General features: G+C 61.1%; 26 protein-coding genes. 16 read left to right on the top strand and 10 right to left on the bottom strand.

All coding sequences use genetic code 11. The annotated features are described in order from the left end of the window. Positions 1 to 201: 201 nt before the first annotated feature. From BM399_RS16090 to BM399_RS21405, 3 genes are all read left to right on the top strand, one after another. Entirely contained in the window at positions 202 to 957 is a 756-nt protein-coding gene (locus BM399_RS16090; RefSeq protein WP_092868756.1) for a Tim44/TimA family putative adaptor protein, read from the top strand. Positions 958 to 1,022: 65 nt separating this feature from the next. Beyond that, on the top strand, positions 1,023 to 2,336 hold the full coding sequence (gene mltA / locus BM399_RS16095) for a murein transglycosylase A (RefSeq protein WP_244531302.1): 1,314 nt from the start codon (positions 1,023 to 1,025) through the stop codon (positions 2,334 to 2,336). Beyond that, complete coding sequence (locus BM399_RS21405) at positions 2,333 to 2,983, top strand: Smr/MutS family protein (RefSeq protein WP_244531303.1); 651 nt, start codon at positions 2,333 to 2,335, stop codon at positions 2,981 to 2,983. Before mltA ends, BM399_RS21405 begins: the two co-directional genes overlap by 4 nt. Before the next feature lies 1 nt (position 2,984). Here BM399_RS21405 and BM399_RS16105 read toward each other — a convergent pair whose 3' ends face one another. Then, entirely contained in the window at positions 2,985 to 3,515 is a 531-nt protein-coding gene (locus BM399_RS16105; protein ID WP_092868757.1) for an invasion associated locus B family protein, read from the bottom strand. Beyond that, positions 3,515 to 4,021: an RNA methyltransferase gene (locus tag BM399_RS16110; RefSeq protein ID WP_092868758.1), complete on the bottom strand. Its 507-nt coding sequence runs from the start codon at positions 4,019 to 4,021 to the stop codon at positions 3,515 to 3,517. Before BM399_RS16110 ends, BM399_RS16105 begins: the two co-directional genes overlap by 1 nt. A 52-nt stretch (positions 4,022 to 4,073) precedes the next feature. Here BM399_RS16110 and BM399_RS16115 point away from each other — a divergent pair, with 52 nt between their 5' ends. Continuing rightward, complete coding sequence (locus BM399_RS16115) at positions 4,074 to 5,054, top strand: NADPH:quinone oxidoreductase family protein (RefSeq protein WP_092868759.1); 981 nt, start codon at positions 4,074 to 4,076, stop codon at positions 5,052 to 5,054. A gap of 10 nt (positions 5,055 to 5,064) precedes the next feature. On the opposite strand, the gene thpR is transcribed toward BM399_RS16115, so the two are convergent. Together thpR and BM399_RS16125 are read right to left on the bottom strand one after the other, a co-directional pair. Further along, positions 5,065 to 5,637 carry an RNA 2',3'-cyclic phosphodiesterase gene (thpR, locus tag BM399_RS16120; RefSeq protein ID WP_092868760.1) on the bottom strand — a complete coding sequence of 191 codons (573 nt, stop codon included), beginning with the start codon at positions 5,635 to 5,637 and terminating at the stop codon, positions 5,065 to 5,067. A 37-nt stretch (positions 5,638 to 5,674) separates the two neighbouring features. Beyond that, positions 5,675 to 6,397 (bottom strand): arylesterase, encoded by a 723-nt coding sequence (locus BM399_RS16125; protein ID WP_425284088.1) that lies wholly within the window; start codon positions 6,395 to 6,397, stop codon positions 5,675 to 5,677. A 93-nt stretch (positions 6,398 to 6,490) separates the two neighbouring features. Between BM399_RS16125 and BM399_RS16130 the strand changes: the two genes are divergently transcribed. The 3 genes from BM399_RS16130 to BM399_RS16140 all read left to right on the top strand — a co-directional run bounded on the left by BM399_RS16130 (position 6,491) and on the right by BM399_RS16140 (position 10,663). Beyond that, positions 6,491 to 7,222 (top strand): ABC transporter ATP-binding protein, encoded by a 732-nt coding sequence (locus BM399_RS16130; protein ID WP_177228191.1) that lies wholly within the window; start codon positions 6,491 to 6,493, stop codon positions 7,220 to 7,222. Beyond that, entirely contained in the window at positions 7,219 to 9,795 is a 2,577-nt protein-coding gene (locus tag BM399_RS16135; protein WP_092868762.1) for an ABC transporter permease, read from the top strand. Before BM399_RS16130 ends, BM399_RS16135 begins: the two co-directional genes overlap by 4 nt. A 106-nt stretch (positions 9,796 to 9,901) precedes the next feature. Beyond that, positions 9,902 to 10,663, top strand: a complete 762-nt coding sequence (locus tag BM399_RS16140) for a Bax inhibitor-1/YccA family protein (protein WP_092868763.1) — start codon at positions 9,902 to 9,904, stop codon at positions 10,661 to 10,663. Positions 10,664 to 10,778: 115 nt separating this feature from the next. Here BM399_RS16140 and BM399_RS16145 read toward each other — a convergent pair whose 3' ends face one another. Beyond that, complete coding sequence (locus BM399_RS16145) at positions 10,779 to 11,162, bottom strand: DUF2794 domain-containing protein (RefSeq protein WP_092868764.1); 384 nt, start codon at positions 11,160 to 11,162, stop codon at positions 10,779 to 10,781. A 466-nt stretch (positions 11,163 to 11,628) separates the two neighbouring features. Here BM399_RS16145 and BM399_RS16150 point away from each other — a divergent pair, with 466 nt between their 5' ends. Next, the gene (locus tag BM399_RS16150; RefSeq protein WP_092868765.1) at positions 11,629 to 13,707 is read left to right on the top strand and encodes a M3 family metallopeptidase; all 2,079 of its coding nucleotides are present in this window, start codon (positions 11,629 to 11,631) and stop codon (positions 13,705 to 13,707) included. 57 nt (positions 13,708 to 13,764) lie between these two features. On the opposite strand, the gene BM399_RS16155 is transcribed toward BM399_RS16150, so the two are convergent. Both BM399_RS16155 and acnA read right to left on the bottom strand, forming a co-directional pair. Beyond that, on the bottom strand, positions 13,765 to 14,538 hold the full coding sequence (locus tag BM399_RS16155) for a DUF1223 domain-containing protein (RefSeq protein WP_092868766.1): 774 nt from the start codon (positions 14,536 to 14,538) through the stop codon (positions 13,765 to 13,767). A gap of 214 nt (positions 14,539 to 14,752) precedes the next feature. Further along, complete coding sequence (gene acnA, locus BM399_RS16160; RefSeq protein ID WP_092868767.1) at positions 14,753 to 17,467, bottom strand: aconitate hydratase AcnA; 2,715 nt, start codon at positions 17,465 to 17,467, stop codon at positions 14,753 to 14,755. Positions 17,468 to 17,704: 237 nt separating this feature from the next. On the opposite strand from acnA, the gene ccmA reads away from it, so the two are divergent. Genes ccmA through BM399_RS16185 form a run of 5 tightly spaced genes read left to right on the top strand, consistent with a single transcriptional unit; the run spans position 17,705 to position 20,582 of the window. After that, positions 17,705 to 18,340, top strand: a complete 636-nt coding sequence (gene ccmA / locus BM399_RS16165; RefSeq protein ID WP_092869154.1) for a heme ABC exporter ATP-binding protein CcmA — start codon at positions 17,705 to 17,707, stop codon at positions 18,338 to 18,340. Beyond that, a complete protein-coding gene (gene ccmB, locus BM399_RS16170; RefSeq protein ID WP_092868768.1) occupies positions 18,337 to 19,002 on the top strand; it encodes a heme exporter protein CcmB in 666 nt (221 codons plus the stop codon). The genes ccmA and ccmB overlap by 4 nt, the downstream gene beginning before the upstream one ends. A 52-nt stretch (positions 19,003 to 19,054) precedes the next feature. Then, on the top strand, positions 19,055 to 19,822 hold the full coding sequence (locus BM399_RS16175; RefSeq protein WP_092868769.1) for a heme ABC transporter permease: 768 nt from the start codon (positions 19,055 to 19,057) through the stop codon (positions 19,820 to 19,822). A gap of 6 nt (positions 19,823 to 19,828) precedes the next feature. Further along, positions 19,829 to 20,002 (top strand): heme exporter protein CcmD, encoded by a 174-nt coding sequence (gene ccmD / locus BM399_RS16180; RefSeq protein WP_092868770.1) that lies wholly within the window; start codon positions 19,829 to 19,831, stop codon positions 20,000 to 20,002. Between the two features lies 1 nt (position 20,003). Continuing rightward, positions 20,004 to 20,582: a DsbE family thiol:disulfide interchange protein gene (locus tag BM399_RS16185; RefSeq protein WP_244531304.1), complete on the top strand. Its 579-nt coding sequence runs from the start codon at positions 20,004 to 20,006 to the stop codon at positions 20,580 to 20,582. A gap of 12 nt (positions 20,583 to 20,594) precedes the next feature. On the opposite strand, the gene BM399_RS16190 is transcribed toward BM399_RS16185, so the two are convergent. From BM399_RS16190 to pdxY, 3 genes are all read right to left on the bottom strand, one after another. Continuing rightward, positions 20,595 to 21,233: a carbonic anhydrase gene (locus BM399_RS16190; protein WP_092868771.1), complete on the bottom strand. Its 639-nt coding sequence runs from the start codon at positions 21,231 to 21,233 to the stop codon at positions 20,595 to 20,597. Then, positions 21,230 to 22,420, bottom strand: a complete 1,191-nt coding sequence (gene nhaA / locus BM399_RS16195) for a Na+/H+ antiporter NhaA (protein WP_092869156.1) — start codon at positions 22,418 to 22,420, stop codon at positions 21,230 to 21,232. Before nhaA ends, BM399_RS16190 begins: the two co-directional genes overlap by 4 nt. 67 nt (positions 22,421 to 22,487) lie before the next feature. Further along, positions 22,488 to 23,402, bottom strand: coding sequence for a pyridoxal kinase (gene pdxY / locus BM399_RS16200; RefSeq protein WP_092868772.1), 915 nt, complete (start codon positions 23,400 to 23,402; stop codon positions 22,488 to 22,490). Between the two features lie 171 nt (positions 23,403 to 23,573). On the opposite strand from pdxY, the gene BM399_RS16205 reads away from it, so the two are divergent. The 3 genes from BM399_RS16205 to BM399_RS16215 all read left to right on the top strand — a co-directional run bounded on the left by BM399_RS16205 (position 23,574) and on the right by BM399_RS16215 (position 26,343). Next, entirely contained in the window at positions 23,574 to 24,473 is a 900-nt protein-coding gene (locus BM399_RS16205) for an HpcH/HpaI aldolase/citrate lyase family protein (protein ID WP_092868773.1), read from the top strand. A gap of 194 nt (positions 24,474 to 24,667) precedes the next feature. Next, entirely contained in the window at positions 24,668 to 25,732 is a 1,065-nt protein-coding gene (locus tag BM399_RS16210; RefSeq protein WP_092868774.1) for a MaoC family dehydratase, read from the top strand. An 83-nt stretch (positions 25,733 to 25,815) separates the two neighbouring features. Continuing rightward, positions 25,816 to 26,343 (top strand): superoxide dismutase family protein, encoded by a 528-nt coding sequence (locus BM399_RS16215; protein ID WP_092868775.1) that lies wholly within the window; start codon positions 25,816 to 25,818, stop codon positions 26,341 to 26,343. The last annotated feature ends 58 nt before the right edge of the window (positions 26,344 to 26,401 follow it).

Raw genomic sequence — 26,401 nt, forward strand, 5'->3', positions numbered from 1 at the left:
ATTATCGGGCCGGTCTTTGCCCTCCGCATTCCGGCCCTGAAGGCCAGCGGCGACAGGCGGCAGACGCCGGATGCTTAAGGTGTTATAGAAGTTCTATCTTCAAATCGTCCGTCCGGGCCCTTAGATAGGGGTACTAGGGTGGCGGGCCATCCAACAGAAGCCTTTTTGGCACCACGTCACCCGGAGGCGCTGACCTTTAGTATGAACGGTCAATTCGATCTTATTACAATCATTGCTCTCGTTATCGCGGTTGCAGCGATCATCAAGCTTCGGAACGTGCTCGGCCACCGTACGGACGATGACGAGAAGCGCGTCGAGCGGTTGAAAACGCGTGAGCGGGAAGCGGGCCAGCGCCCGGCCACGGAGACGGCGTCGGCCGACGTCATCACGATGCCGCGGCGCGACCGCGAGCCATTAGCTCCCGTGTCCGCGCCTGAAGCAGCCGCAACCAATGCGGAAGCGCGCATCAGGGCGTATCCTGTTTCGGATCCGGCCGTAACTACGGGTTTTCTGGATATTGCCAAGGTTGATCCGACGTTCGACCCAGACGCCTTCGTGGCCGGCGCTGGCCGGGCGTATGAGATGATCGTGTCGGCGTTCGCGGAAGGAAACCGCAAGGCGCTGAAGGACCTTTTGAGCAAAGAAGTCTACGACGGTTTCACGGCCGCCATCGCGGAGCGGGAAGCTCGCGGCGAGACGATCGAGCAGCAGTTCGTCGGCATCCGGAAGGCCGATGTCGTCGAGGCGGAACTCAAGAATGGCGTGGCCTCTGTAACGGTGCGCTTCGTCAGCGAGCTGATCTCGGCAACGCACGACAAGGCCGGTGAGGTCATCGCGGGCGACGCCCAGAAGATCACAGACGTGACCGATATCTGGACGTTCAGCCGCGATATCTCGAACGCCAAGGCCCGAAGCAACCTGAATTGGCGGTTGGTTGCAACTCAGGCCCCAAATTAAGAAAAGATTAACAGGCGCGATGTGACCGTGTGGGCGGGGTATGCCGCTTCGCACGGAGAAGCGTCATGCGTTCGTCAGGCACCTCATGGGCGTTCAGCCCGCAATTTTTCAACCCCGTTCGTCTCGTCGCGCTATTATTCTCTCTCGTAGCGATGCAGATTGCGCATGTTCCCACGTTCGCAAAATCGTCGTCCGAAAAATCATCGTCCGATAAGTCTCAGAACAAAGCTCAGCCTCGAATGGCTTCGAACCCAATCTCCTTCGAGCCCATTTCGTTCGACGATCTTCCCGCCTGGAAAGAGGACGATCATCTCGCTGCCTGGAAAGCATTCCTGGCGTCGTGCGGGCCGTTGCTGAAATCGGGCCCGCGCGAGCCGACGCCCGGAAGCGCAGGTTTACCGCAAGAGCTTCTCGATGTTTGCTCGCGGGCGGTTGCGTTGTCGAAGTCGAAGACCCCGCAAACGCGGCAGGGCGCGCGGCAATTCTTCGAGGCTCATTTCCAGCCCAATCGGGTCGTGGGCAACGACCACGATGGATTGCTCACCGGGTACTTCGAGCCGGACATCAAAGGTTCGCGGACGCCGGACAAGACCTTCAAGGTGCCGGTCTACCGACGGCCGCACGACCTCGTAAATATGGTTCCGGAAAGCGAGCGCGGCGCCAAGTCGGCGGGCCTCACGCATCAGCGCAAGACGGACCGGGGCCTCGAGCCATATCTTACGCGCACCGAGATCGAGGAGGGCGGATTAGCCGGCTTGGGTCTCGAGCTCTTTTACCTCAAGGATGCGGTCGACGTTTTCTTCATGCAGGTCCAGGGATCCGGCCGTATCGAATTGCCGAACGGCGACAAAGTTCGGATTACCTATGACGGCAAGAACGGTTATCCCTATAACTCGATCGGACGATTACTGATTGACGAAGGTCATCTAACGGCGGACGAGATGTCGTTGAAGTCTTTGAAGAAATGGCTGAAGGCCGACAAAGACCGGGCGAAACCCGTGATGCGGAAAAATCATTCCTACGTTTTCTTCAAGGAGCTGTCGGGCGAGCAAGCCAAGGCGCCGATGGGCGTTCACTGCATTCCACTGCAGCCTTTGCGAAGTCTCGCTGTCGATACGACGTATTACCCGATCGGGATTCCGATCTATGTCGACGCTCCGCAAATCACGCATGCAACCCCATCGCGGGAATTTCACAGGCTGATGATTGCCCATGATGTCGGCTCAGCGATCAAGGGATCGGAGCGCGGCGATATTTTCTTTGGTTCGGGCGATGCGGCGGGAAGGCTAGCGGGCGTGACGAAGCACCCGGGCCACCTTTACGCGCTGCTGCCCCTCGTCGGATCGCACGCGCATAAGACTGCGGGCGATGGGCCGTGAAAAAGCAGAGTGGCGGTGGCAAAGGGCGGGGGTCGGCCGACGACAGCGATCTGGATCACGAAATCTGGCGGCACACCGCTGCAACGATCGAGCCTTTGAAGCGCGCCAAGGCTCGCTTTCATCCGGCGAGCGATGCTCTCAAAGCAGGCGGCAAAGCTGTCGGCGCATCGAGGCCGAAGGTTTCCACCGAGCCCGAGAGACCGCCGGCAAAGCCGCGTTCAGCGCACGCTCATCCCGAAATATCGCGGCCGAAGCCGTCCCCGGCGAAAGCTCCCGACCTTGCGCTTTTCGATCGCAACAGCGTGCGGAAATTACGGGGCGGCCGGACTGAGATCGAAGCGCGCGTCGACCTTCACGGCATGCGCCAGGACGAAGCCCACGTGGCGCTCAGAAGCTTTCTCTTCAGCTGCCAACGGCGCGGGTTGCGGTTCGTTCTCGTCATAACCGGCAAGGGCAAGACGAACGGCAAAGCCCCTTCGGAAGAGGGATATGGGGAGCGGGAGCGCGGTGTTCTCAAGCGCAACGTTCCGCGCTGGCTCGATGAGCCCGAGTTAAGGGCGATCGTCGTCAGTTTCACGGTGGCCGCCATTCAGCACGGCGGCGAAGGCGCGATGTACGTTCATCTGCGTTCGAAGAACCGGGTGTAACTTAGAAGCAGGTTTCCTGAAGCTTCTGCAGCGCCTGTCCGATGCCGTTCAGGGAGTATGTGTCGGTGACGTTCGCGCCGCGATCGGATGAGATCGCGACCGTCATCGTGTTGCCTTTCCGCATGGCCTCGACGAGCTTCAGTTCCTGAGTGGAATCGGTGACGTAGGCACGATCGCTCGCGCCGAAAAGCCTGAAGCCTGCGGGGCTGACCGTTGCGGTGCCCTGCGCGCTTTTCTTGATCCGGAATCCCATGAGGAAGCTGACTTCGGCGCGGATGCCATCCTTCGGCCACGCCGAGATATAGGCCCGGGGCGCTTCGCGGGGCGTGTCCTGCGGCTCACTCGTTTTCGGTTCGCTCGTTACGAAGCAGAAGAGGTGCGGGTCATTTGCGTCAGCCATCACGACCCAGTCGCCGAAGGTCGTTACGCGGGTCATCTGCTCTGCGCCAAATGCCGGCCCCGGCGCTGGGCTCAACGCGACGAGACCAAGAAAAAGAATAAACAAAATGTTCCGCACATTCTGCTTCCCCATCAAGGCCCCCCCTCACCGATCGGGCGATCGGCGAACCGCGCCAAGCTCCTCATGCGATCGTACATCACAATCGCGCCGGCCATCGCGACATTGACGCAAAAGGACGTCGGGATCTTGACGACATAGTCGCAGCGCTCGATCAGGGGCTCGGATAGCGAACCAAGCTCCGGTCCGAGCACATATGCCGCGCGCAAGGGATGGCGAAAGCTCGGCAGGTCGATCGCGTCGTCGAGAAGCTCAATGCCGACGAGCTTGCAGCCGCCGGGCAACGCCATATCGTCAAGGGTCGCCCAATTGTAGTGGGGCAGGTGCAATTGGCTTTTCGATGTGTCCGCGTGGGCTTCCTGGGCCTTATAGGTGGCGCCGACCGTGAAGGTGAAGCTCGCGCCGAAGGCGTGCGCCGAGCGCATCAGATTGCCGAGGTTCAGCGACTTCGACATCCGCTCGGCTCCGATTGCGAAATAGCCCTTCGGGTGCGGCGGCCATGTGGTCGCTTTTCTTGACATTGTGTTCTGCTCGTGTGTGTCAGAGGGATATGCAGCGAGTGGGACGTCACACATGAAGGCAGCTCTTTGCAAGAGCCTTGACGGGGCAAAAAGCCTCGCCGTCGAAACACTGCCGGAGCCGGTTGCGGGGCCGGGGCAGGCCATCGTTCAGGTGGCGGCCGTGGGTCTCAATTTTGCCGATACGCTGATCACGCGCGGCAAATACCAGTTCAAGCCCGAGTTGCCATTTTCGCCGGGCGCCGAGATTGCGGGCGTCGTCGAGAGCATAGGCGCGAACGACGCAGGTATTTCGCCCGGTCAAGCGGTCATGGCGTATGTCAATTGGGGCGGGGCGTCCGAGAAGATCGCGGTCGACGCCGATAAGCTCATTCCGATCCCCGACGGCGTGGCGATGACGGTCGCGGCGGGGCTTTCGGTGACGTATGGCACGGCGATGCACGGGCTTGCCGATCGCGGCCGCTTGCAGCCTGGCGAGACGGTTGTCGTGACGGGTGCTGCCGGAGGCGCGGGGCAGGCTGGTGTCGAGATCGCCAAGCTCATGGGTGCTCGCGTGATCGCGGTCGCCTCGTCGGAAGAGAAGGGTGCGGTTGCGAAGGCCGCAGGCGCGGATGACGTGATCCTGTTTCCGGGATCGGATCTCAAGACGAAAGTTCGTGCGCTGACGAACGGCGACGGCGCCGATGTCGTCTATGACTGCATCGGCGGAGAGGCGTCGGAACCGCTGGTTCGAGCGCTCAACTGGCAAGGCCGGTTCCTGGTCGTTGGGTTTGCAGCGGGGGACATTCCGAAGATTCCGCTCAATCTGCTGTTGCTCAGGGGCGCGGAGATATCGGGTGTTTTCTGGGGCGAGTCCGTGAAGCGCGATTCCGCAGGACATCGCCGCAACATGGAGCAAATCTTGCGCTGGGTGCGGGAAGGCCGCCTGCAGCCTCGCATCCACGGTATGTACCCGCTTGAGCAGATCTGCGACGCCCTAGAAGTTCTCGAGCGGCGCGAGGCGACCGGTAAGGTCGTATTGACGATGTCGTCGTAGGCGACGCTCGCTACCAGCTCGCTTCGCTGTCGTCGGCGAGAAATCCCAGTCCGCGCATGGGAAAGCGATCCTCTATCCCATAGGGACCGCCGCCCACGCCGGGCCGCGACGACATCAATACGGTTCGGCCGACGAAGAAGGGTTCGGAACGATAGCCGCCATGGCGCGATAGAAAGCGGGCGACGGCATCGGCGTTCGAGTGTTTCAATCTTGCGATCGTGACGTGGGGTTTGAATGCGCGCGTATCAGGCGGCAAGCCCGCGTTGCGCGCGGCCTTCTCGTGCGCCCGCGCCAATTCCTCGAGCTCGGGACGGGTTTCAACCGCGGCGAAAATCGATCGAGGATCATCGCCGCCGAATGCGCCGAGACTCGAGAGGCGGACTTCGAATCCGTCGGGTTCGATCATGGCGAGGTTTGCGGTGAACTCGCGCGCTTGCTCGTTGTCGATATCGCCGCCGAATCTCAGCGTGATGTGATAGCTCTCGGGCAACAGCCAACGCGCGCCGGGCAGCGGCACACGCAAACTATGCAGCTCTTCGCGGATATCGTCCGGCAACTCGATGGCGGTGAACAAGCGGGGCATCGGAATGTCCTTGCTCGCAACAGGGGCGAAGGCGCCGTTATTTTTTCTGCGCTTCCTTTTGCTCGACGCTTGCGACGAGCGCTTCGACGTCGGGCATGATGCGCTTGACGATCTCGGCGATCCCGGCTGCCGTCGGATGCAAGCCATCAGGCTGTGTGAACGATCGATCCAAGGCTACGCCCTCGAGGAAAAAAGGGTAGAGCGGAAGGGCGTATTTCGAGGCGAGGTCCGGATATATCGCGTCGAACGATTTCGCGTATTGGTCGCCCCAATTGTTCGGCGCCTTCATGCCGGCAAGGAGCACGGGGATCCCCTTGTCCTTCAACGCGGTGAGCATCTTGTCGAGATTGGCGCGCGGTACCTTCGGGTCGATGCCTCTGAGAGCGTCGTTGGCGCCAAGCTCCAGGATCACAGCATCGGGTTTGGGCTCGAGCGCCCAGTCGAGCCGCGCCACGCCGTCGGACGTCGTGTCGCCAGAAACGCCGGCATTGACGACGGTGACCTTGTGCCCCTTCGCCTCAAGCGCCATCTGAAGCTGCGCGGGGAACGAATCGCTGGTTTTGACGCCATAGCCGGCGGTAAGACTATCCCCGAAGGCAACAATCGTCGCCGGTCGCCCTTGAGCGGCTGCCGGGGACATCATGATGGGAGCGGCCGTGCAGGCAAAAATCGTCATGAGGCAGAGTGCCGCTTTCGCAAGTAATGGGCTTGGCCGGCCCTGCAGATACATGCGGGGATCAAGGGAAAATCCATCGTTCATTTTTCGGCCCCACACATCACGCAATTCATGAGCTGACGTAGAGGCTCGATACGCACGGTACAAGCCCGCCACGACAACCCAAGGCATCTTAGCTTGAGCGAACCCATCATCAAACTCGACAATGTGCATCTCTCTCTGACGAGCCGCGCAGGCCCAGTCCATATTCTGCGCGGGGTTTCGCTTGCGATCCCTCACGGGCAGTCCGCGGCGATCGTCGGGCCATCGGGGTCCGGCAAGACGTCGCTGCTCATGACGATGGCGGGGCTCGAGCGGGCGACAAGCGGCCAGATCAATGTATCAGGGCGGAGCATCGGGCCTTTGTCCGAGGATGAGCTTGCCATGCTGCGCGGCGCGCATATGGGCATCGTGTTTCAATCATTTCACCTTGTGCCCACTATGACAGCGCTCGAGAACGTCGCTTTGCCGATGGAACTCGCTGGCGACAGCAAGGCATTTGAGACGGCGCGCGGTCTTTTGGACGAGGTCGGGCTCGCGGCGCGCGTCGAGCATTTTCCGGCGGAACTCTCGGGCGGCGAGCAACAGCGTGTTGCCATCGCGCGTGCGCTCAGCCGTTCGCCCGAGATCATTTTTGCCGACGAGCCGACAGGCAATCTCGATGGTCGGACCGGGCGGCAGATCATCGATCTGCTTTTCGGTCTGCGCGAGCGCCGAAACGCGACGCTCGTGATGGTCACTCACGACAACAAGCTCGCCGCGATGGCGGATCGCATCATCCGCATGGCGGACGGCGCGATTGTATCGGATGAGCGTACGGGCGCCTCCGATGCGGGTTCCGGTTCCGCGATGCATGCGGTGTCGTCGTGACGGTGTCGGCGTTGGAAAGCGCCCCACCGCAGCAGCGCGCCGGATTGCGCACGATCCTGCGTCTCGGTTTGCGCGAGCTTCGCAATGGGTTCGACGGGTTCCGGATCTTCATCGCCTGCCTGGCGCTGGGCGTGATGGTGATCGCCGCGGTCGGTGCGCTTGCGGATGCGTTGCGCGCTGGGCTTGCGACGCAAGGCGAAGTTATTCTCGGCGGCGACGTGATGTTTGCGCGTGCGCACACGCGGGCGGCTCCGGCCGAGCGGGACTTGTTCCAGAGTCTCGGACAGGTCAGCGAAACGGCCACCATGCGGACGATGGCGCGCCGTCTCGATGGATCGGATCAGGCGCTGGCGGAACTCAAGGGCGTCGACGGTCTCTATCCGCTGGCGGGCGACATCACGCTCAAGAGCCCCGGCTCGTTTGCGCATGCGATTGCGGGCGGCGGAGTCGTCGCCGACGCGATGCTTCTCGATCGCCTGGGGCTCAAGGTCGGCGACAAGATGCGCCTCGGCGAAGCCGAGGTCGTGGTCGGCGGCATTCTCGATAACGAGCCCGATGCTGTCGCGGACCGGATGACCTATGGGCCACGGATCTTCGTCTCCCTTGAAACGCTCGAAAAGACGGGTCTCGTCAAGCCGGGTACGCTGATACGCTGGCGTTACGCGATCAAGCTTCCAGCGGATACCGTAAGCGACCGGCAAGCGCTCAGCGACTTGCGGAGAGACATCGCGCTAAAGCTTCCCAATGGCGGGTTCACGAGCGGCGACCGCTTCGATCCTTCGCCCCAGATCACGAGGGTGCTTGAGCGGCTGCGGCAGTTTCTCATCCTCATTGGACTGGCGTCGCTGCTCGTCGGCGGCGTCGGCATTGCCAATGCGGTTTCGACGTTCATCGACAAGCGGATGAAAGTGATCGCGACGCTCAGAAGCGTCGGCGCGTCGGGCGCGCAGATCATGGGAATTTTTCTCGTTCAGCTCGGGCTCATGACTGCGATCGGGATCGCGATCGGTTTGGCGTTGGGCGTTGCCGTTCCGACGGTCATCGATGCGTTCTACGGGGATCTCTTACCGGTCCGCATCGATGTTCAGGTCTCGCCGCAGAGTTTGGGGATTGCCGCGCTTTACGGCGCCATCATTGCGTTGCTGTTTGCACTCTGGCCGCTTGGGCGCGCCGAAAATGTGCGCGCGAGCGTGCTCTTTCGCGATTCCGTCAACTCGCCCGGCGGCAGACCCCGCCCAGCGCTCATCGCGATCATGGGTGTGCTGGCCGCTCTTCTCGTCGGCGTTGCCGTCCTGACATCGGAGCCGCGCTCGATTGCCCTCTACGTCGTTGCGGGCCTCGTCGTCATGCTGGCGGTGTTCGGTTGGCTTGGCGGCTATCTCTCGCGTCTTGCGGGCCGGTTGCCGCGACCGCGGCGGCCCGAACTTGCTCTCGCGCTCCGTAACATCGCGTCGCCGGACGGGTTGACGCGATCCGTCCTCTTGTCGCTCGGCACGGGGCTTTCGTTGCTGGTTGCGGTGGGGCTCGCCAATGCTGCTCTCGTCGCCGATCTCCAGGAGCGGCTTCCGGCCGAGGCGCCGGACTACTTCCTTCTCGATATTCCGCCTGCCGACTTCGAAGGGCTCACGGCACGCGTTTCGCAGCATGTGCCCGGTGCGAAGCTCGTCGAAGCGCCGATGCTGCGGGGCCGGATCGTCGCGATAAAGGGGAAGCCTGTCGAAGAGCTGACGTTCCCCCCAGACACGCAATGGGTTTTGAACAGCGACCGGGGGCTCAGCTACGCCGACACCGTTCCGGAGGGGTCGACGGTTTCGAGCGGGGCTTGGTGGGATAAGGGGTACGATGGACCGCCGCTCGTCTCGTTCGAGGGCGAGATTGCCAAAAAGCTCGGCATCGGCTTGGGCGACAGCGTTACGGTCAATGTGCTCGGGCGCAATATCGACGCCAAGGTCGCAAGCCTGCGTGACGTCAAATGGGAAAGCATTGCCCTGAACTTCATCATGGTTTTCTCGCCCAATACGCTTCGGGCGGCGCCGCACAATCTGCTGGCGACCGTTCGTTTGCCGCCTGGCGGCGAGCCGGGAGCCCAGTCAGACATGGTGCGGGACCTCGGGAAGGCCTATCCAAGCGTCAGCGCGATCAGGGTTCGCGACGCGATCGACCAGTTCAGCAAGATTTTTGCGAAGGTCATGGTCGCCGTGCAGGTGGCGGGCAGCGTCACATTGACCGCAGGCGCGCTCGTGCTCGCGGGCGCTTTGGTAACTGCCCAGCGCCGGCGCATTCTGGAAGCCGTTATCCTGAAAACGATTGGCGCCCGCCGCAGGCAGATCCTCGAGGTTCACGCCTGGGAATATGCAGTTCTTGCCGCCATTGCCGCGCTCGTCGCCATTGCGCTCGGAAGCGCCGTCGCCTGGGTTGCGGTTACGCGGGTCATGGAACTCGACTACGTCTTCTCTCTCAGTTCCATCGCCGTGAGCCTTGGGCTGGCGGGAGCAATGATTGCCCTATTTGGCGGGATTGGTACTTGGGCTATCCTGCGGGCGCCCCCGGCGCCGTATCTGCGCTCGGAATAAAAGACTAACCCCTTTTGTTTACGGGGCTTGAAAGCAATCAAATGAAATAACATATGATTGCGCGGGACCCGGCGACTGACCGGACACAATACGAGGATACGAGACCATGGCTGAAGTTTTTACGCGACCAAATAGCCCGTACGGCGGCGCACGGACTGCTGGCGCGATCGACCAGGGGCTGCGCTCGTTCATGCTCGGCACCTACAACTATATGGCGCTCGGCGTTGCCGGCACTGCCGTCGTCGTCATGCTGCTGATGGCTAATCCGCAGGTCATGGCGGCCATTGCGCTCGGCCCGATGAAGTGGGTCGTGTTCGCGGGTGTCCTCGGCCTCGGCTTTTTTGCGCCACGTCTTTTCTTCGGCGGCAGTGACGTTGTCGCGCACGGCGCTTACTGGCTCTACTGCGCTCTCTGGGGCGCTTTGATCGCTCCGATGGTGTCGCTGTACGTCGGCATGGGCTTGGCTGGCATTGTCGGTCAGGCATTCTTCATCGCTGCTGCGATGTTCGCCGTGACGAGCCTCATCGGTTACACGACGAAGAAGGACATGACCGGCTGGAGCGGCTTCCTGTCGATGGCGTCGATCGGCCTGATCATCGTCATGGTGGGCAGCTATTTCTTCATCAACGATGCCGGCACCAGCAAGATGGTGAGCATGGGCATCTCGGCTGTCGTCGTGTTGCTCTTCTCGGTCATTACGGCCTTCGAAACGCAGGCAATCAAGTCGATGTACATCGAGCAGGCGTCGTACGGCAATGAAGCCCAGCTGAAGCGTTCGTCGATCTTCGGCGCCTTCATGCTCTACGGTTCGTTCGTGACGCTGTTCATCCACATCCTGAACCTGTTGGGATTGGCGAGCCGCGAATAACGGTCGCGACATCATTTGAATTGAGAAAGGCCCCGGTTTCCGGGGCCTTTTTTGTTGGGTTCTCTTTATTTAAGCCATTTAAGCCGGCCGGAAGTGCTGATGAGATCAGCGGATATTAGGCGCCGACAACGCCCGGGCGGTCTTCCAGGACGCTCAGAACGCGTTTCAGGTCCTGACCGCGCTTCATGATCAGTCCGCCGGCGGCGATGACGCTGTACGCCCCCTGCTTGCGGGCCAGGCGCAAGTCTTTCTCGATGCGGTAGAGCGGATATTCGCTGGCTTTGCGGTAAACGGAGAAAACCGCCTTATCGCGGAGGAGGTCGATGGCGTAATCGCGCCAAGCTCCAGAAGCTACCTTTCGGCCGTAAAGATCCAGAATTGCGGTCAGCTCGTACCGATCAAAAGTGGTACGGCGACCGGGCTCCGAAGCGGTGTCGGGAGCCCCGAGCTTGCCCGCAGGCCGCGGGCGAAAAGCTATCGGTTCGGTTGTCTCGCTCAAACGGTCTTGTCCATCGTTAGCCCGTTAAAGATCGCGCCAACGCCCGAGGAATGCAAGAGAGCAAGGTTGATAATCTTATGATCGAGAATTGCATGGTTGGTGCACGGAAAGACCCTCAGGCGGACAAATTCGCGACTCCGCGGAGGCCACAAACAGCCGTAATAAAACGCAATAAAGATAACCGTTGCCTTTGGATCAAGCTTCAAAGGACCGGCTCTGGACTCATAGCCCCCCAGCCCCCCGGGGCCACAGTTTCGAGGTTGGGTTCACAGGCAACTCTTCCCCTCCTGCGTTTTGGCCCCCCGTCCAAGACGAACTTCTTCCCCTGATAGTCCTGACTTCCGGAGAATCGGCCCAAAAAGCCGATTCTCCGGCTTTATTTCATTGCCACTGTTTCATTAGTTGTCGCGCGGTTTTGTGCGTATATAAAGTTACATAGCGGGGAAGATTAGAGATTGATCTCAGGATGATAGCAAAGCGCAAGGCGGCTCCGAAGCCGCGTTCCAAGCCCAGTATCAATCCACTCATGGCGAAGTGGAACGGCCCATTTGCCATGCCGCCGTTCGCTAAAATCGAAGCGCGCCATTTCAAACCGGCCCTCGATGCTGCCTTCCGCGAGCACAAGGCCGAGATCGAGAAGATCGCGAAAAACCCGGCGAAGCCGACATTCGCCAATACCATCGTGGCTTTCGAGAAGAGCGGCTGGCAGCTGTCACGGGTCGCGTCGGTTTTCTGGAATCTCGAGGGTTCCGATTCGACACCTGAGTTTCAGGAAATAGCGCGCGAGATGGCGCCGCGATTTGCGGCCCATGAAACCCAGATCCTGCTCGACAAGCGCCTCTTCAAACGCATCGACGATCTTAATGAGCGGCGTAACGCCTTGAAGCTCAGCGAAGAAGATCTGCGCGTCCTCGAACGCCATCACCTCGAATTCGTGCGAGCGGGCGCGAGGCTTTCGGCGGCGGATAAATCCCGCGTCAAAGAAATCAATGCACGGCTCGCGACGCTCGTTACGCAATTTATGCAGAACGTGCTCAAGGACGAGCAGTCGTGGCGGCTCGTTCTCGACGGCGAGAACGACCTTGCGGGTCTGCCTGACACTCTGAAAGAAAGTGCCGAACGCGCTGCTGCCGATGCGGGTTTCCCCGGCAAGGCGATGATCACGCTCGCGCGTTCGAGCGTCGAAGGATTTCTCACGTATTCGAGCCGTCGCGATTTGCGCGAGCAGGCTTTCAACGCGTGGACGCGCCGCGGTGCCCATGCCGGCGAGACGGATAATCGCCAGATCGTTGCCGAGGCGGTGGCGCTGCGCGGAGAATACGCGCGGCTGATGGGCTTTGCTTCGTTTGCCGAATTCAGCTTGCAAGACACGATGGCGAAAACGCCTGGCAGGGTCGACGAGCTTCTTCGCGCGGTGTGGGAGAAAGCGGTCGTTCGCGCAGGCGAGGAGCGCGATGCGCTTACGGCCGAAGCCGTCAGCAGCGGCGATAACTCGGAGATCATGCCGTGGGACTGGCGGTATTATTCCGAGCGCGTGCGCAAGGCGAAATACGATTTCGATGAATCGAAGTTGCAGCCCTATCTCGAGCTCGATCAGATGATCCGTGCGGCGTTCGATACGGCATCGCGCTTGTTCGGGTTGAAGTTCCAGGAGCGGAAGGATCTGCCGCGCTATCACCCGGAAGTCAGGGTGTGGGAAGTGCTCGACAAGAAGGGCGCACACGTTGGCATTTTCATGGGCGACTATTTCGCGCGTCCGACGAAGCGCTCAGGTGCGTGGATGTCGGCTTTTCGCGCGCAGCACAAGCTCGGCAAAGGCCAGAGCCCGATCATCGTCAACGTGCTGAACTTCGCGAAGGGCGGCGAGGGCGAGCCGGCGCTTCTGTCGTTCGACGATGCGCGCACGCTGTTTCACGAATTCGGACATGGGCTGCACGGGTTGCTTTCCAACGTGACCTATCCGTCGATTTCCGGAACGTCGGTGTCGCGGGATTTCGTCGAGCTGCCGTCACAGCTTTACGAGCATTGGCTTTCGACGGCGGAAGTTCTCGAAAAGCACGCGCTGCATTACAAAACCGGAAAGCCGATGCCGAAGGTTTTGCGGCAACGGTTAGCTGCGGCGCGTAATTTCAATCAAGGCTTTGCGACGGTCGAATACACGTCGTCGGCGCTCGTCGACATGGCGCTCTATTCGGCGGAAACGGCATCGATCGCCGACGTCGAAGGCTTCGAGCGCGTGGCGCTTGCGCAAATCGACATGCCGAAAGAGATCGTGATGCGGCATCGCCTACCGCATTTCATGCACATCATGTCGGGCTATGCTGCCGGGTATTACAGCTATCTGTGGTCGGAAGTGATGGACGCCGACGCCTTCGCCGCATTCGAGGAAACCGGAAACGTCTTTCATCCGGGTACGGCGAAGAAGCTTCACGAGTTCATCTACTCGGCCGGAAACCGGCGCGATCCGCACGCGGCCTACGTGGCGTTTCGTGGACGGCCGCCGAAGATCGATGGTCTTTTGAAGAAGCGCGGGCTCGCCGCTTAAAGGGTGCCGCGCATAGGTTGGACGGGCGCGGCAGCTCTGGAATTACCAGAGACTTATTTACCAGAGGCCGGCCATCGTCGCTCCGATGATCGGACCGCTTCGTCCTTCCTGAACGAGAACGACGAGCTTTTGCACGTCGGCCTGCATCATGGCGGCGCGGGGGAGCTGCACTTTCATCGGCATCCCCTTCCAGATGCCGATGGGCGTCAATTCGCGAACGATGTTGGTATAGGTAAGCGTCTTGCCGGCGTTCTCGCCCTCCTTGACCTGCACCGCTCCCGTCATTTGGACGACGCCAAGCCAGATCGTTGCTTCGCGCGGGCTGTGTCCGGGCGCATCGGCGCCCAACGTGAAGTTCAGGGTATTGCGCTCCTGCCAAAACCGCACGGGCACCTGCATTGGTCCGCCCGTTTTCATGGTGTCGTCGATCGCCTGCTGGATCGCGGCATTCGACGCGCCGTTGACGTGCGCCACACCATTGACGATGGCTTGCGGCGTGAAGATCGCGCCGTCGCCGCGGTTGCGGGCGTAATTTCGCTGGCGCTCGCTGTTGCGCGGTGAGCCGAACGTGTCCTTCCAGCCGAGATAGTTCCAGTAATCGACGGGCAGCGAGAGCGCGATGATCGAGGGATCATCCGACAGCGTTTTGAGGAGCGCGTCTGCCGGGGGACAGGACGAGCATCCCTGGCTCGTGAAGAGTTCTATGACGCCTTTTATGGGTTTCGCTGTCTGGACATCGAGGGAAACTTCCTGTGCCCGCGACGGCGACGCCAAAGCCAACGCTGCGGCGAGGGCCGTCAGAACCAACGGGGCGAGGACACGGAAACGCATCGGGGTAAGCCTTCGAGCCTCAAGTGGCAGGTGCCAGAATAATCCTTTTAGCTCGCCGCCCGTGAATGAAAAAGTGAAAGGCTCGAAAGCCTTCTCACGAACGGGTGAGCATCGAGACGTTCGCTCTCGCGAGGAGGATCGTTACCGGGAAAAATTCTTAATTCGTCCCGGCCTTGGCTCAGGCTTTGGCCTCGGCCGGGACGCAGGCCTGCTCTCAGGCCGCCAGGTTTCTCAAAACGTAGTGCAGGATGCCGCCGTTTCGGAAGTACTCGAGTTCGTCGAGGGTATCGATCCGGCAGAGGACGGGTACGGGGATCGACGTGCCGTCGGCGCGCGTGATCGTGAGCGTCAAGACTTCGCGGGGCTTGATGGTGGCAAGGCCCGGGATGGTGACGCGCTCGTCGCCCTTGAGGCCGAGGGACTGCCAGGAAGCGCCTTCGGTAAAGACAAACGGAGCAATGCCCATGCCGACGAGGTTCGAGCGGTGAATTCGCTCGAACGATTGGGAGATGACGGCGCGGACGCCGAGAAGGTTTGTGCCTTTCGCCGCCCAGTCGCGAGATGAGCCGTTGCCGTACTCGATGCCGGCGAACACCACGAGCGGCACGCCTTCCGCTTCGTATTGCATCGCGGCGTCGTAGATCGCCATTTCCTTGCCCGACGGATAATGGATCGTCAGACCGCCTTCCTTCACGTTGCCGTTCACATCCTTCACCATGTGGTTCTTGATGCGGATGTTCGCGAACGTGCCGCGCATCATCACCTCGTGATTGCCGCGCCGGGTGCCGTACTGGTTGAAGTCGGCCGGTGCGACGCCGTGGTCGAGGAGATACTTTCCTGCGGGGCTCGCGGTTTTGATCGATCCCGCGGGCGAGATGTGGTCGGTCGTGATCTTGTCGCCGAAGAGACCGAGAACGCGGGCGTTGACGATATCGTTGATCGGCTTCGCATCGCGAGAGATGCTCTGGAAATAGGGCGGGTTCTGAACGTAGGTCGAGGAACCATTCCAGCCGTAGGTCAGGCCGCCGCTCGTGGCGATGCCTTGCCAATTGCCGTCACCCTTGAAGACGTCGGCGTAGCGAGACTTGAAGAGTTCGCGCGTGACGTTTTCGATGATGAATTTCTGGATTTCCTGCGACGTCGGCCAGATGTCCTTGAGGAAGACGGGCTTGCCGTCGCTGTCTTCGCCCAATGGTTCCTTGGTCAAGTCTTTCTGCACGGAACCGGCGAGCGCGTAGGCGACGACCAGCGGGGGCGAGGCGAGGTAGTTCGCCTGCACGTCCGGGCTGACGCGTCCTTCGAAGTTGCGGTTGCCGGAGAGCACGGCGGCGGCGACGATGCCGTTGCCGTTGATCGCCTTTGAAATTTCCGGCGCGAGCGGGCCGGAATTTCCGATGCAGGTGGTGCAGCCGAAGCCGACGAGGTTGAATCCGATCTGGTCGAGGTACGGCTGGAGGCCGGACTTCTCCAGGTAGGCGGCAACGACCTGCGATCCCGGCGCCAGCGAGGTTTTGACCCAAGGTTTGCTTTTAAGACCGCGCTTCGCCGCGTTGCGGGCGAGGAGGCCCGCAGCAATCAGAACGCTCGGATTGGACGTGTTCGTGCAACTCGTGATCGCGGCGATGACGACATCGCCGTGGCCGATGTCGAACGTCTCGCCTTCGACGGGCACGCGTTTCGCAAGCTCGCCCGGCTTTTTGTATTCGTCGGCAAGGGCAGTTGCGAAGCCGCTCTTGATGTCGGTCAGCGCGATGCGGCCTTCGGGACGCTTCGGGCCCGCCATTGACGGTACGACATCGCCCAATTCCAGAGAGATCGTATCGGTGAAGACCGGGTCGGCGGATCCCGTTTCGCGATAGAGGCCCTGAGCCTTGCAGTAGGCCTCGACGAGCGCGATGCGATGCGAGTCGCGTCCCGACATCGTCAGATAATTGACGGTTTCCTTGTCGACGGGGAAGAAACCGCACGTCGCGCCGTATTCGGGTGCCATGTTGGCGATCGTGGCGCGGTCGGCGAGCGACATCGAGTCGAGGCCGGGTCCGAAGAATTCGACGAACTTGTTGACGACGCCCTTCTTGCGCAACATCTGCGTGACCGTCAGCACGAGGTCGGTCGCGGTCACGCCCTCGGGGAGCTTGCCGGTCAAGCGGAAGCCGATGACTTCCGGAATGAGCATCGATTGCGGCTGGCCGAGCATCGCGGCTTCGGCTTCGATGCCGCCGACGCCCCAACCGAGCACGGCGAGACCGTTGACCATCGTCGTGTGGCTGTCGGTGCCGACAAGCGTGTCGGGATAGGCGACGGTTTTGCCGTCCGCCATCTCGTTGGTCCACACCGTCTGCGAGAGATATTCGAGATTGACCTGGTGGCAGATGCCGGTGCCGGGCGGCACGACGCGGAAATTCTGGAAGGCGCCCTGGCCCCATTTCAGGAAGTTATAGCGCTCGCCGTTGCGCGCATATTCGAGCGCGACGTTATCGGCCAAGGCTTTCGGCGTGCCGAACTCATCGACGATGACAGAGTGGTCGATGACGAGATCGACGGGCACGAGCGGGTTGATCTTCGTCGGGTCGCCACCGAGCTTCGTCATGCCGTCGCGCATGGCGGCGAGATCGACGACGGCGGGGACGCCGGTGAAATCCTGCATCAGGACGCGTGCCGGGCGGAAACCGATTTCCTTTTCGGTCTTGCCCTTATTGCCGATCCATTCGGCCATGGCGACGATGTCGGCTTTGGTGACCGAGCGGCTGTCCTCGTGCCGCAAGAGGTTTTCGAGCAGGACCTTCATCGCGTAAGGGAGACGCGAAATCCCTGTCAGACCATTCGCCTCGGCATCGGGCAGCGAATAGTAAACGTATTCCTTGCCCTCGACGGTGAGGGTTTTGCGGCAATTGAAGCTGTCGTCGGACACGGGTGTGTGGGCGCTCAAGATCAGGCCTCCGAAAGATTAAGACGAAGGGCTGCGCCGCCGGAGTGCCGGCGGATCGAGGTGTCCCCGCGGCACGAGCTCGTCGGTCCGCGCGACCCCCTCGCTTTTGCGCTAGCGAAGGATACAACGTGCCTTCTATATAATCGTTATAAAAAGAAAAGACCAATCGCGAGATGGGCAAAATAGCGCGCAAATGCCCCCGTCTTGCTCATTCTCACGCCACGGAATCTCACCGCTGTGCAGCTGATTGCCGAAGACTTGGTCATAGATCGCGGTTCACGCCGCATCATCGACGGGCTGTCGTTTGCCGTCAAAGGCGGCGAGGCGCTGGTTTTGACGGGTGCGAACGGTATCGGGAAGACGACTTTGCTGCGTACGCTGGCGGGGTTCATCCGGCCGTTCCGCGGGGTCATCCGGCTCGATGGCGGCGACGATGAGCTGACGCTCGGGGAGCAGTCGCACGTCGTTGGGCATACCAATGCGGTCAAGTCGAGCTTGTCGGTCGCGGAGAATGCGGGCTTTTGGAATACTTATCTCAACGTCGGCCTCGACTCCGGCCAGGACCCGGCTTTGCGGATCGCGGCATCGCTCCGCCATTTCGGGCTTGAAGACTTGAGCGACTTTCCCGCGGCTTACCTGTCGGCCGGGCAGAAGCGGCGGCTCGGACTTGCACGGCTGCTTGTCGCACGCCGTCCGGTCTGGCTGCTCGACGAACCAACCGCGTCGCTTGACACAGCGTCATCGGAGCGGCTTGTCGCTGCGGTCAACGATCATACGAGTTCCGGCGGCCTTGCCGTCATCGCCACGCATCTGCCGCTCGGTCTCGAGCGCGCGCGGACGCTGGATCTCGCAGCGCAGAGGATGGCGGCTTGAAGAGCTTTTGGGCTCTCCTTTCCCGGGATGTGATACTTGCGGTCCGCGAAGGCGGCGCGATCGGGACGGCGCTCGGCTTCTTTCTGGTCGTCGTGTCGCTCATGCCGCTTGGCCTTGGACCGGATCTCAATCTGCTGTCGCGCATCGCGGCGGGGGTGCTGTGGATCGCGCTGCTGCTGGCGGCGCTTCTGTCGCTCAACCGGATTTTCGAGGCCGACCACGAGGATGGGACGCTCGATGTGCTCGCGACGGGCCCATTACCTCTGGAATTGGTTACCGTTGCCAAGTCCCTGGCACACTGGATTACGACCGGAATTCCGCTCGCCATCATGGCGCCGGTGCTCGGCATTTTGCTGAACCTCGATCTTGCAGCGTATCCGATCCTGGTCGCGACCACGCTTGCCGGAACTCCGGCGGTTAGTTTTCTCGGCGCCATCGGCGCGGCGTTGACGATGAAAACACGTCGCGGCGGCCTGCTGCTGGCGCTCATCGTGCTGCCGCTTTACGTTCCTACCTTGATTTTCGGGATATCGGCTGTCAGCGCCGGGGCCGGGCCCGCGGGGGTCGGGGCATCGTTTCTCATTCTGGCTGCGATCTCCCTCGTTGCAATCGTGCTGGGGCCCCTCGCCGCAGCAGCCGCACTCAGGGTCCAGCTACAATAATTGTAATGTGCCTTTCATTGCGCCTTACCTTGTAAAGTCTTAGATCCCGCACATGCAGACACTGACGCAACGCCTCGCCAACCCGACCCGCTTCATGGAGCTTTCCGCACGGCTGCTGCCGTGGATTTCGGGAGCGGCCGCCATTCTGTTGGCCTATGGGCTTTATCTCGCGTTCTTCGCGTCGCCCGCCGACTATCAGCAGGGCGAGACGGTGCGGATCATGTACATCCACGTGCCGTGTGCGTGGCTCTCGATGATGATCTATGGGCTGATTGCGCTTTCGAGCTTCGGGCTTCTGGTTTTCCGCCATCCCCTGGCGGATGTCTCGGCAAAGGCCGCCGCACCGCTCGGAGCTGCTTTCACGTTCCTGGCGCTGCTGACGGGCTCCCTCTGGGGTAAGCCGATGTGGGGTACCTATTGGGTTTGGGACGCGCGGCTCACGTCGGTCCTGATCCTGTTCTTTCTCTATCTCGGATTGATGGCGCTCCGGTCGGCGCTCGAGGACGAGAGCGCCGCCGCGAAGCTGACGGCCATCCTGGCGCTCGTCGGCGTGACGATCCTGCCGATCATCAAATTCTCGGTCGACTGGTGGAATACGCTGCATCAGCCGTCGACCGATTTCACATCGACGGTCGATCCCAGCATGCGGCTGCCGCTTCTCGTCATGGCGATTGCCTTCACGCTTTTGTTCTTCGCCATGCATCTCAAGGGCATGCGAAATGAAATTCTGCGCCGGCGGGTGAAAGCTCTCAGAACGCAGGCCGTCGCAGGACGCGACCGGCTCGCGGCACAGGCAGCAAATCAAGGCGCGGCGGAGTAATCGATCATGGATCTTGGACCGCACGCCGCTTTCATCTGGATTTCTTACGCCGCCGTGACGGTGACCATCACCGGGCTCATTCTTTGGCTGATCGCGGATGGCCGGAAGCAGGCTGCCGATCTCGAAGCTCTCGAGCGGCAAGGCGTGAAGCGCCGTTCGGCGGCGCCAGGAGTACGATAGAGTGACTGACGGCAAGTCGAACTTAGTGCGCGTTCTACCGGTCGTGATTTTTGCAGTCGTCGCGGGTTTTTTCGCAATGGCGCTCAGGTCCGGCGATCCGTCGCGGTTACCGTCTACGCTCGTCGGAAAGACAGTGCCTCAGACGACCTTTCCGCCGCTCGAAGGGCTTGAGGTCAACGGCAGCCCGGTGCGGGGGTTCAGCTCTGCCGATCTTGCGAAGGGCAAAGTCTCGGTCGTCAATTATTGGGCGTCCTGGTGCCAGCCGTGCGTTGAAGAGCATCCGTTTCTCGAACAGCTGAAAGAAGAAGCGGGCGTCGATATCTACGGCGTCAACTACAAGGACCAGACGGACGCGGCGCGCCGTTTCGTCAGCCGTTTCGGCAATCCTTATTCAGCTGTCGGAACGGACAAAAGCGGGCGCGCGGCAATCGACTGGGGCGTGTACGGCACGCCTGAGACCTTCATCGTCAATGGCCGGGGCGAAGTCGTCTACAAGCACGTCGGGCCGATCTCGGCCGACTCTCTAACGACGAAGCTTCTGCCAGCCATCGAGAAGGCAAAAGCTGCGCCGGCGCCTTGAACGGCGTTCGCCTTAGAGCGGATAGAACATTCCGCGCGAATGGTTCAGCACGGTCAGCGTTCCCGTTCTGATGTCGAAGTGCGCTCCGTGCAACGCTAAGCGCCCGCGTTCTTCCTGATCGCGAACGAACGGGAACGTCCGCAGGTTTTTGATCGCCTGCTTGATGCCTTCCTTTTCGAGAGCTTCCTGCTTGATGGCCTGGGGACTGTTTTGATGCGCCGAGAGCACCGAGAGGCGGGCCTCGTCGAGCATCGACATCCAACGTGAAATGAATTGCGCTTCCGTCTGGATTGCCGCGCTCTGATCGAGAGCCGCCTTGACGCCACCGCATCCGGAGTGGCCCATGATAATGAGATTTTTGATGCGAAGGTTCATGACCGCAAATTCGACGGCCGTACTGACGCCGTGATATTTGCCGCCTGTCTCGTAGGGCGGGACGAGGTTTGCCACGTTGCGGACGATGAAGAGTTCGCCGGGCATTGCGCTGAAGATCGTTTCCGGATCGACGCGGCTATCCGAGCAGGAAATAACCATCGTCTCCGGGTTCTGCCCGTAGGTGGCTAACTCTTCATAATGGTCGGCGTTGAGAACGAAGTGGCGGTGCCTGAAGCGCCGATAGCGGTCTGTGAGGGATTCGGGGAAACTGCTCATTTATTCTTATTGCTCCTGACGTCTCGTTCCGACCCGCTTCTAATAAGTACAATGTAACCGACGACCGCCGACAGTAGAGAGCCTGCGAGAACGCCCAGACGGACTTCCGCGCTCGCATCAGGTTCGGGAAATGCCAGCATGCCGATGAATAGGCTCATGGTAAAACCGATGCCGCCCAAAATAGCTGTGCCCAAAAGCTGCATCTGGGAGGCTCCGCGGGGCATTTCTCCTAAACCGGTGGCTAGTACAGTTCTGACGGCGCCGTATATTCCGAGTGGCTTGCCGAGGAAAAGACCCAAGGCGATGCCAATGGGGATTTGCGACAGCATGTCGTCGGCAGACATGCCGCTGAGAGATAGTCCGGCGTTGGCAAAAGCGAAAGTCGGCACAATGAGGAAGCTGACCCAGGGGCTCAGCGTGTGCTCAAGTCCCTCGAGCGGGCCCTCGGTACCCTTTTTGTTTCCCGTCAGAGGAATTGCGAGCGCGGTTGCGACGCCGGCCAGTGTCGCGTGGACGCCGGACTTCAACACGCAGAGCCAGACGAAGGCGCCGACGAGCAAATAGGGCCAAGCGCGGATCACGCCCGAACGATTGAGAAGGACTAGTCCGGCAACGCCGACGGCCGCGAGCGCCAGGGCCTGCATCGAGAGATCGGCTGTGTAGAAGAAGGCGATGATCAGGATCGCTCCGAGATCGTCGATGATGGCGAGCGCGAGCAGGAACACCTTGAGCGCCGGCGGCACGCGGCTGCCGAGCGCCGCCATGATGCCGACCGCGAAGGCGATGTCGGTCGCCGCAGGAATTGCCCAGCCGCGAAGCGCGACGGCGTTATCCCAGTTGATGACGGCATAGATCAAGGCCGGAACGACCATACCGCCCAAGGCGCCGACGATCGGCAGCAGGGCTGCCCGGCGGTTCGAGAGTGCGCCGCGGATCGATTCGCGTTTGATCTCCAGCCCGACGACAAAGAAGAAGACGGACATCAGTCCGTCGTTGATCCAATGGATCACCTCCTTCGTCAGGGCGAACGGCGCAATTCCCAGTTGAACGTGCGTCGCGAGCGTTTGGTCGTAGATGCCCTTGAGCGGCGAATTGGCGACAATCAGCGCCAATACGGCGGCGCTCAGCAGAACCAATCCTGCAAGGGCTTCGCGATTGATGCCTTGGGCGCTCGTTTCTGGTTTCATTTCGGCCCTCGCTCCGACACGCATGGTTTGGGACAGGTATGCAAGCCGAAGCCTGGATCAGCAAGGCTTACGGCTGGTTGCGCGCGGATTTGCGCAGCGGGAATGCCTGAATTTCGTCCGGCGCGAAGCCGGTTTCCCAGTCCACCAGATGGGGCAGCAGATGATCGCTGCCGCGGGAGACCTCGAGCGTTCGCCGCACGCCCGCGATGGCGTATCCGAGCGCTTGGCTCGGCGATTGTCCAAGCATCAGCTTGGCCGTCAAGCAGCCTGCGAAAATATCGCCGGTGCCGTGGGGAACATCGTTCCATTTGGCGACGCTGCCGATGAATGCCTCGTCACCGGCGACGAGCACGGTCGCCAGTTGCGACGGTCCGTCCGGTATCGACGTGCCGGCGACGATCGGGCGGATAGGTTGTTTGTCTGTCGCGTTTTCTTCACGCGAACCGGTATCCACTTCGCTCGAAAACGCTCTAAGCCTGCAAATCGCTTCAAGGGCATCCGCTCGGGATCTGACGTCGATCCCGGAGAGCCAGGAAAGCTCGAACCGGTTCGGCGTCAGGACGTCGGCGAGGGGGAGCAACAGGTCACGGGTCGCGCTTGCTGCCTGTTCGTCGATGTAATGGCCTTTCGGATCATCGCCAAAGATCGGGTCGCAAATGTAAGTCAGCGCGGCATTCGATCCCCGCATGCGCTTGACGGCTGCGGCGACGATTTCGACGTGCCCGGCGGACGGGAGATAACCCGAGAAGACGGCATCGAAATTTCCGAGCCAGCCATTTTTCTCGAGCGCCCCGATCATATTGCCGAGAAGGGCCGGATCGAGCGTCATGCCGGCGATATGGGGCCGTATCGGGTGGTTCGAGAGGACGACCGTCGGCAATCCCACGACCTCGATGCCGGCTTGCTGCAGGGGCGGCATCGTGGCGGTCAGCCCCACGGGATCGCGGGCGACGTATGAGGAAATCATCAGGATTCGGGACATTTGGCCGGCAAGGTCGTTGGAGGGGTCAATGTCCTATACCAGCACGCCGGGGACGTACCCAGCCAGAGCACTATGATTCATGTGAAACGCTGTGAAACCATGGTCCCGCTCAAGGTTGCAAAGCGGGATGGTTGCGTTGCACAATCCGGCCATTCATCTCGGAGTCGATCCATGGTCATGAGACCGAGACGCAGTGTTCTCTATCTTCCGGGCGACAACGAGCGGGCGCTGGAGAAAGCGAGAACGCTGCCCGCGGACGCGATCATCATAGATCTCGAAGACTCGGTCGCTCCAGCGAACAAGGAACGGGCGCGTAATCAGGCGATTGCGGCCATTCATGAGGGCGGCTTCGGGTCCCGAGAGGTGATCCTGCGCGTCAATCCGATCGAAACGCCCTGGGGGATGGTGGATCTTCACGCGGCGATCGCGGCGGTTCCAGACGCGATCCTCATCCCGAAGGTTTCAAACTCGGGCGATATCTTGGGTACCGCGAAGGTCGTCAAGGCGGCGGAGGCCGATCCGCGCATCAGGCTCTGGGCGATGATCGAAACGCCGATGGGCATCATCAACGCCAAGGAAATCGCGGCGTGCGGCCCTGATCCCGACAACCGGCTCGTCTGTTTGGTTCTCGGCACGAACGACCTTTTGAAGGAAAGCAGGGCGCTCGCCAGCAGCAACCGTTTCGCGGTCGTTCCCTGGCTCGCGATGACGCTCGTCGCGGCGCGCGCCTACGGGCTCGACGTAATCGATGGCGTGTACAACGATTTCAAGGATGATTTGGGTTTTCGAGCGGAATGCGAGCACGGCCGGACGCTCGGCATGGACGGGAAAACGTTAATCCATCCCTCGCAGGTGGTGCCGTGCAACGAGGTCTTTTCGCCGACCGAGGAGGAAATTGCGTGGGCGCGCAAGATCATCAGGGCCTTCGAAGAGCCCGAGAACGCGCGCAAGGGCGTCATCACGGTCGAGGGCCGCATGGTCGAGCGGCTGCACCTCGTCATGGCGAAGCGGGTCGCGGCGATTGCCGAGGCGATCAGCGCTCGCTCCAAAGTGGAAGAGCCCTGGTTCTGATCAGCGGCGGCCGCTTCCCCCTCCTCCCCTTCTCTCGGGTCTTCTGCGGCCCTAGAGCGCGTCCTCCAATGGCGAAAAAAGTTGCGGTTGCGGGTGGACATCCCGAAAAAGACTGGCCGAAAAAGGCTGACCGAAAAAGACGTAAATAGCCGAAGCCCGGTTTCTGGGGCTTTCCGAAATACAAGGCGGGGACGATGGCCGGGACAAAGACCAACGCAGGCAATTTCTTCGAAGATTTCACATACGGCCAAGTCATCCATCACGCGACGCCTAGGACCGTCACCGACGGCGACGTCGCGCTTTACACCGCCCTTTACGGTTCCCGGTTCGCCGTCCAATCGGCCGACACCTTCGCGAAGGCCCTCGGATATCCGAGGGCGCCACTCGACGACATGCTGACGTTTCATGTCGTCTTCGGGAAGACGACGCCCGATATCTCGCTCAACGCCATCGCGAACCTCGGTTACGCCGATTGCCGGTTTCTGAAGCCGGTCTACCCTGGCGATACGTTGTCTTCGACGTCGGAGGTCATCGGTCTCAAGGAAAATTCGAATGGCGAGACGGGCACCGTCTACGTGCGTTCGACGGGACGCAATCAGCACGATGAAATCGTGCTCGAATATTGCCGTTGGGTGATGGTGCGCAAGCGCACCAAGGGTTCGCCGGCGCCGGAAGCAGTCGTACCGAAGTTGCCCGAACGGGTCGACCCGCAGGACTTGGGCCGCGCCGTGCCGCCGCTCGATATCAGCAAATACGATTTCGCCCTGTCGGGCTCGCCGCATCGCTGGGAAGACTACGAGCCGGGCGAGAAGATCGACCACGTCGACGGCATGACGCTCGAAGAAGCCGAGCACCAGACGGCGACGCGGCTTTATCAGAACACCGCCAAGGTGCACTTCAATCAGCACACGGAATCCAAGGGGCGTTTCGGCAAGCGCATCGTCTATGGCGGCGTCGTGATCTCGCTCGTTCGGGCGCTGTCCTACAACGGCCTCGGCAACGCGTTCCATCTCGCCGCGATCAATGGCGGACGTCATGTGGCGCCGACATTCGCAGGCGATACGATCTACGCCTGGTCGGAGGTGCTTGAAAAAGCTGAAATTCCAGACCGCAAGGACATTGGTGCGCTGCGTGTCCGGCTCGTCGGCGTCAAAAACCAGGATTGTGCGTCGCTGCCGCTCAAAACCCCGGCGGGCGAGTACGCGGAGGGGGTTGTCCTCGATCTCGATACGTGGCTTTTGCTGCCTCGGCGGGTGTAAGCGGTACTCGGCACTGGGTCAGCGTGAGGCCGTTCGCGGCGGTTCAACCGTCCGGCGGTACGTGATGCAAGGGGAGCAGTCGCATGAAGATCGGAACGACGGCAGCTGCAGCGGCGGCGATCTTTCTCCTTGCTGGACTCCCGAAGGCGGAAGCGATTGGTGAAACCGCGGTCGCCGAGATCAAGTTTGCCAACGGCAGCAGCGCAGGCACCATCACGCTGACGGAAATCGCTGCGGGCGTTCTCCTGAAGATCGATCTCAAAGGATTGACGCCCGGCGCGCACGGACTGCACCTTCACGAAGCCGGCAAGTGCGAAGGCGATTTTTCATCCGCGGGCGCCATTTACAACCCGCTCGGGGCGAGGCACGGTTTCCTCAACGAGGAAGGTCCGATGGCGGGGGATTTGCCGAATGTCGTCGCAGGCCCTGACGGCATAGCATTGGCCGAGATCCTGAGCCCCTACCTGCATCTCACCAAAGATACCGAAGACACGCTTTTCGATGCCGACGGCTCGTCGCTCGTATTGTTCGAAAAAGCCGACGATTATCAGACCGATCCCGAAGGCGGGGCAGAGCCCCGAATTGCCTGCGGCGTCCTCAAAGCGCAGTAAGCAACGCCGTCGCCGCCGATTCTTCGTGATTTGTGCGTCGTGATTTGCACGTTGATCA

Source organism: Hyphomicrobium facile (assembly GCF_900116175.1).
GTDB lineage: Bacteria > Pseudomonadota > Alphaproteobacteria > Rhizobiales > Hyphomicrobiaceae > Hyphomicrobium_B > Hyphomicrobium_B facile.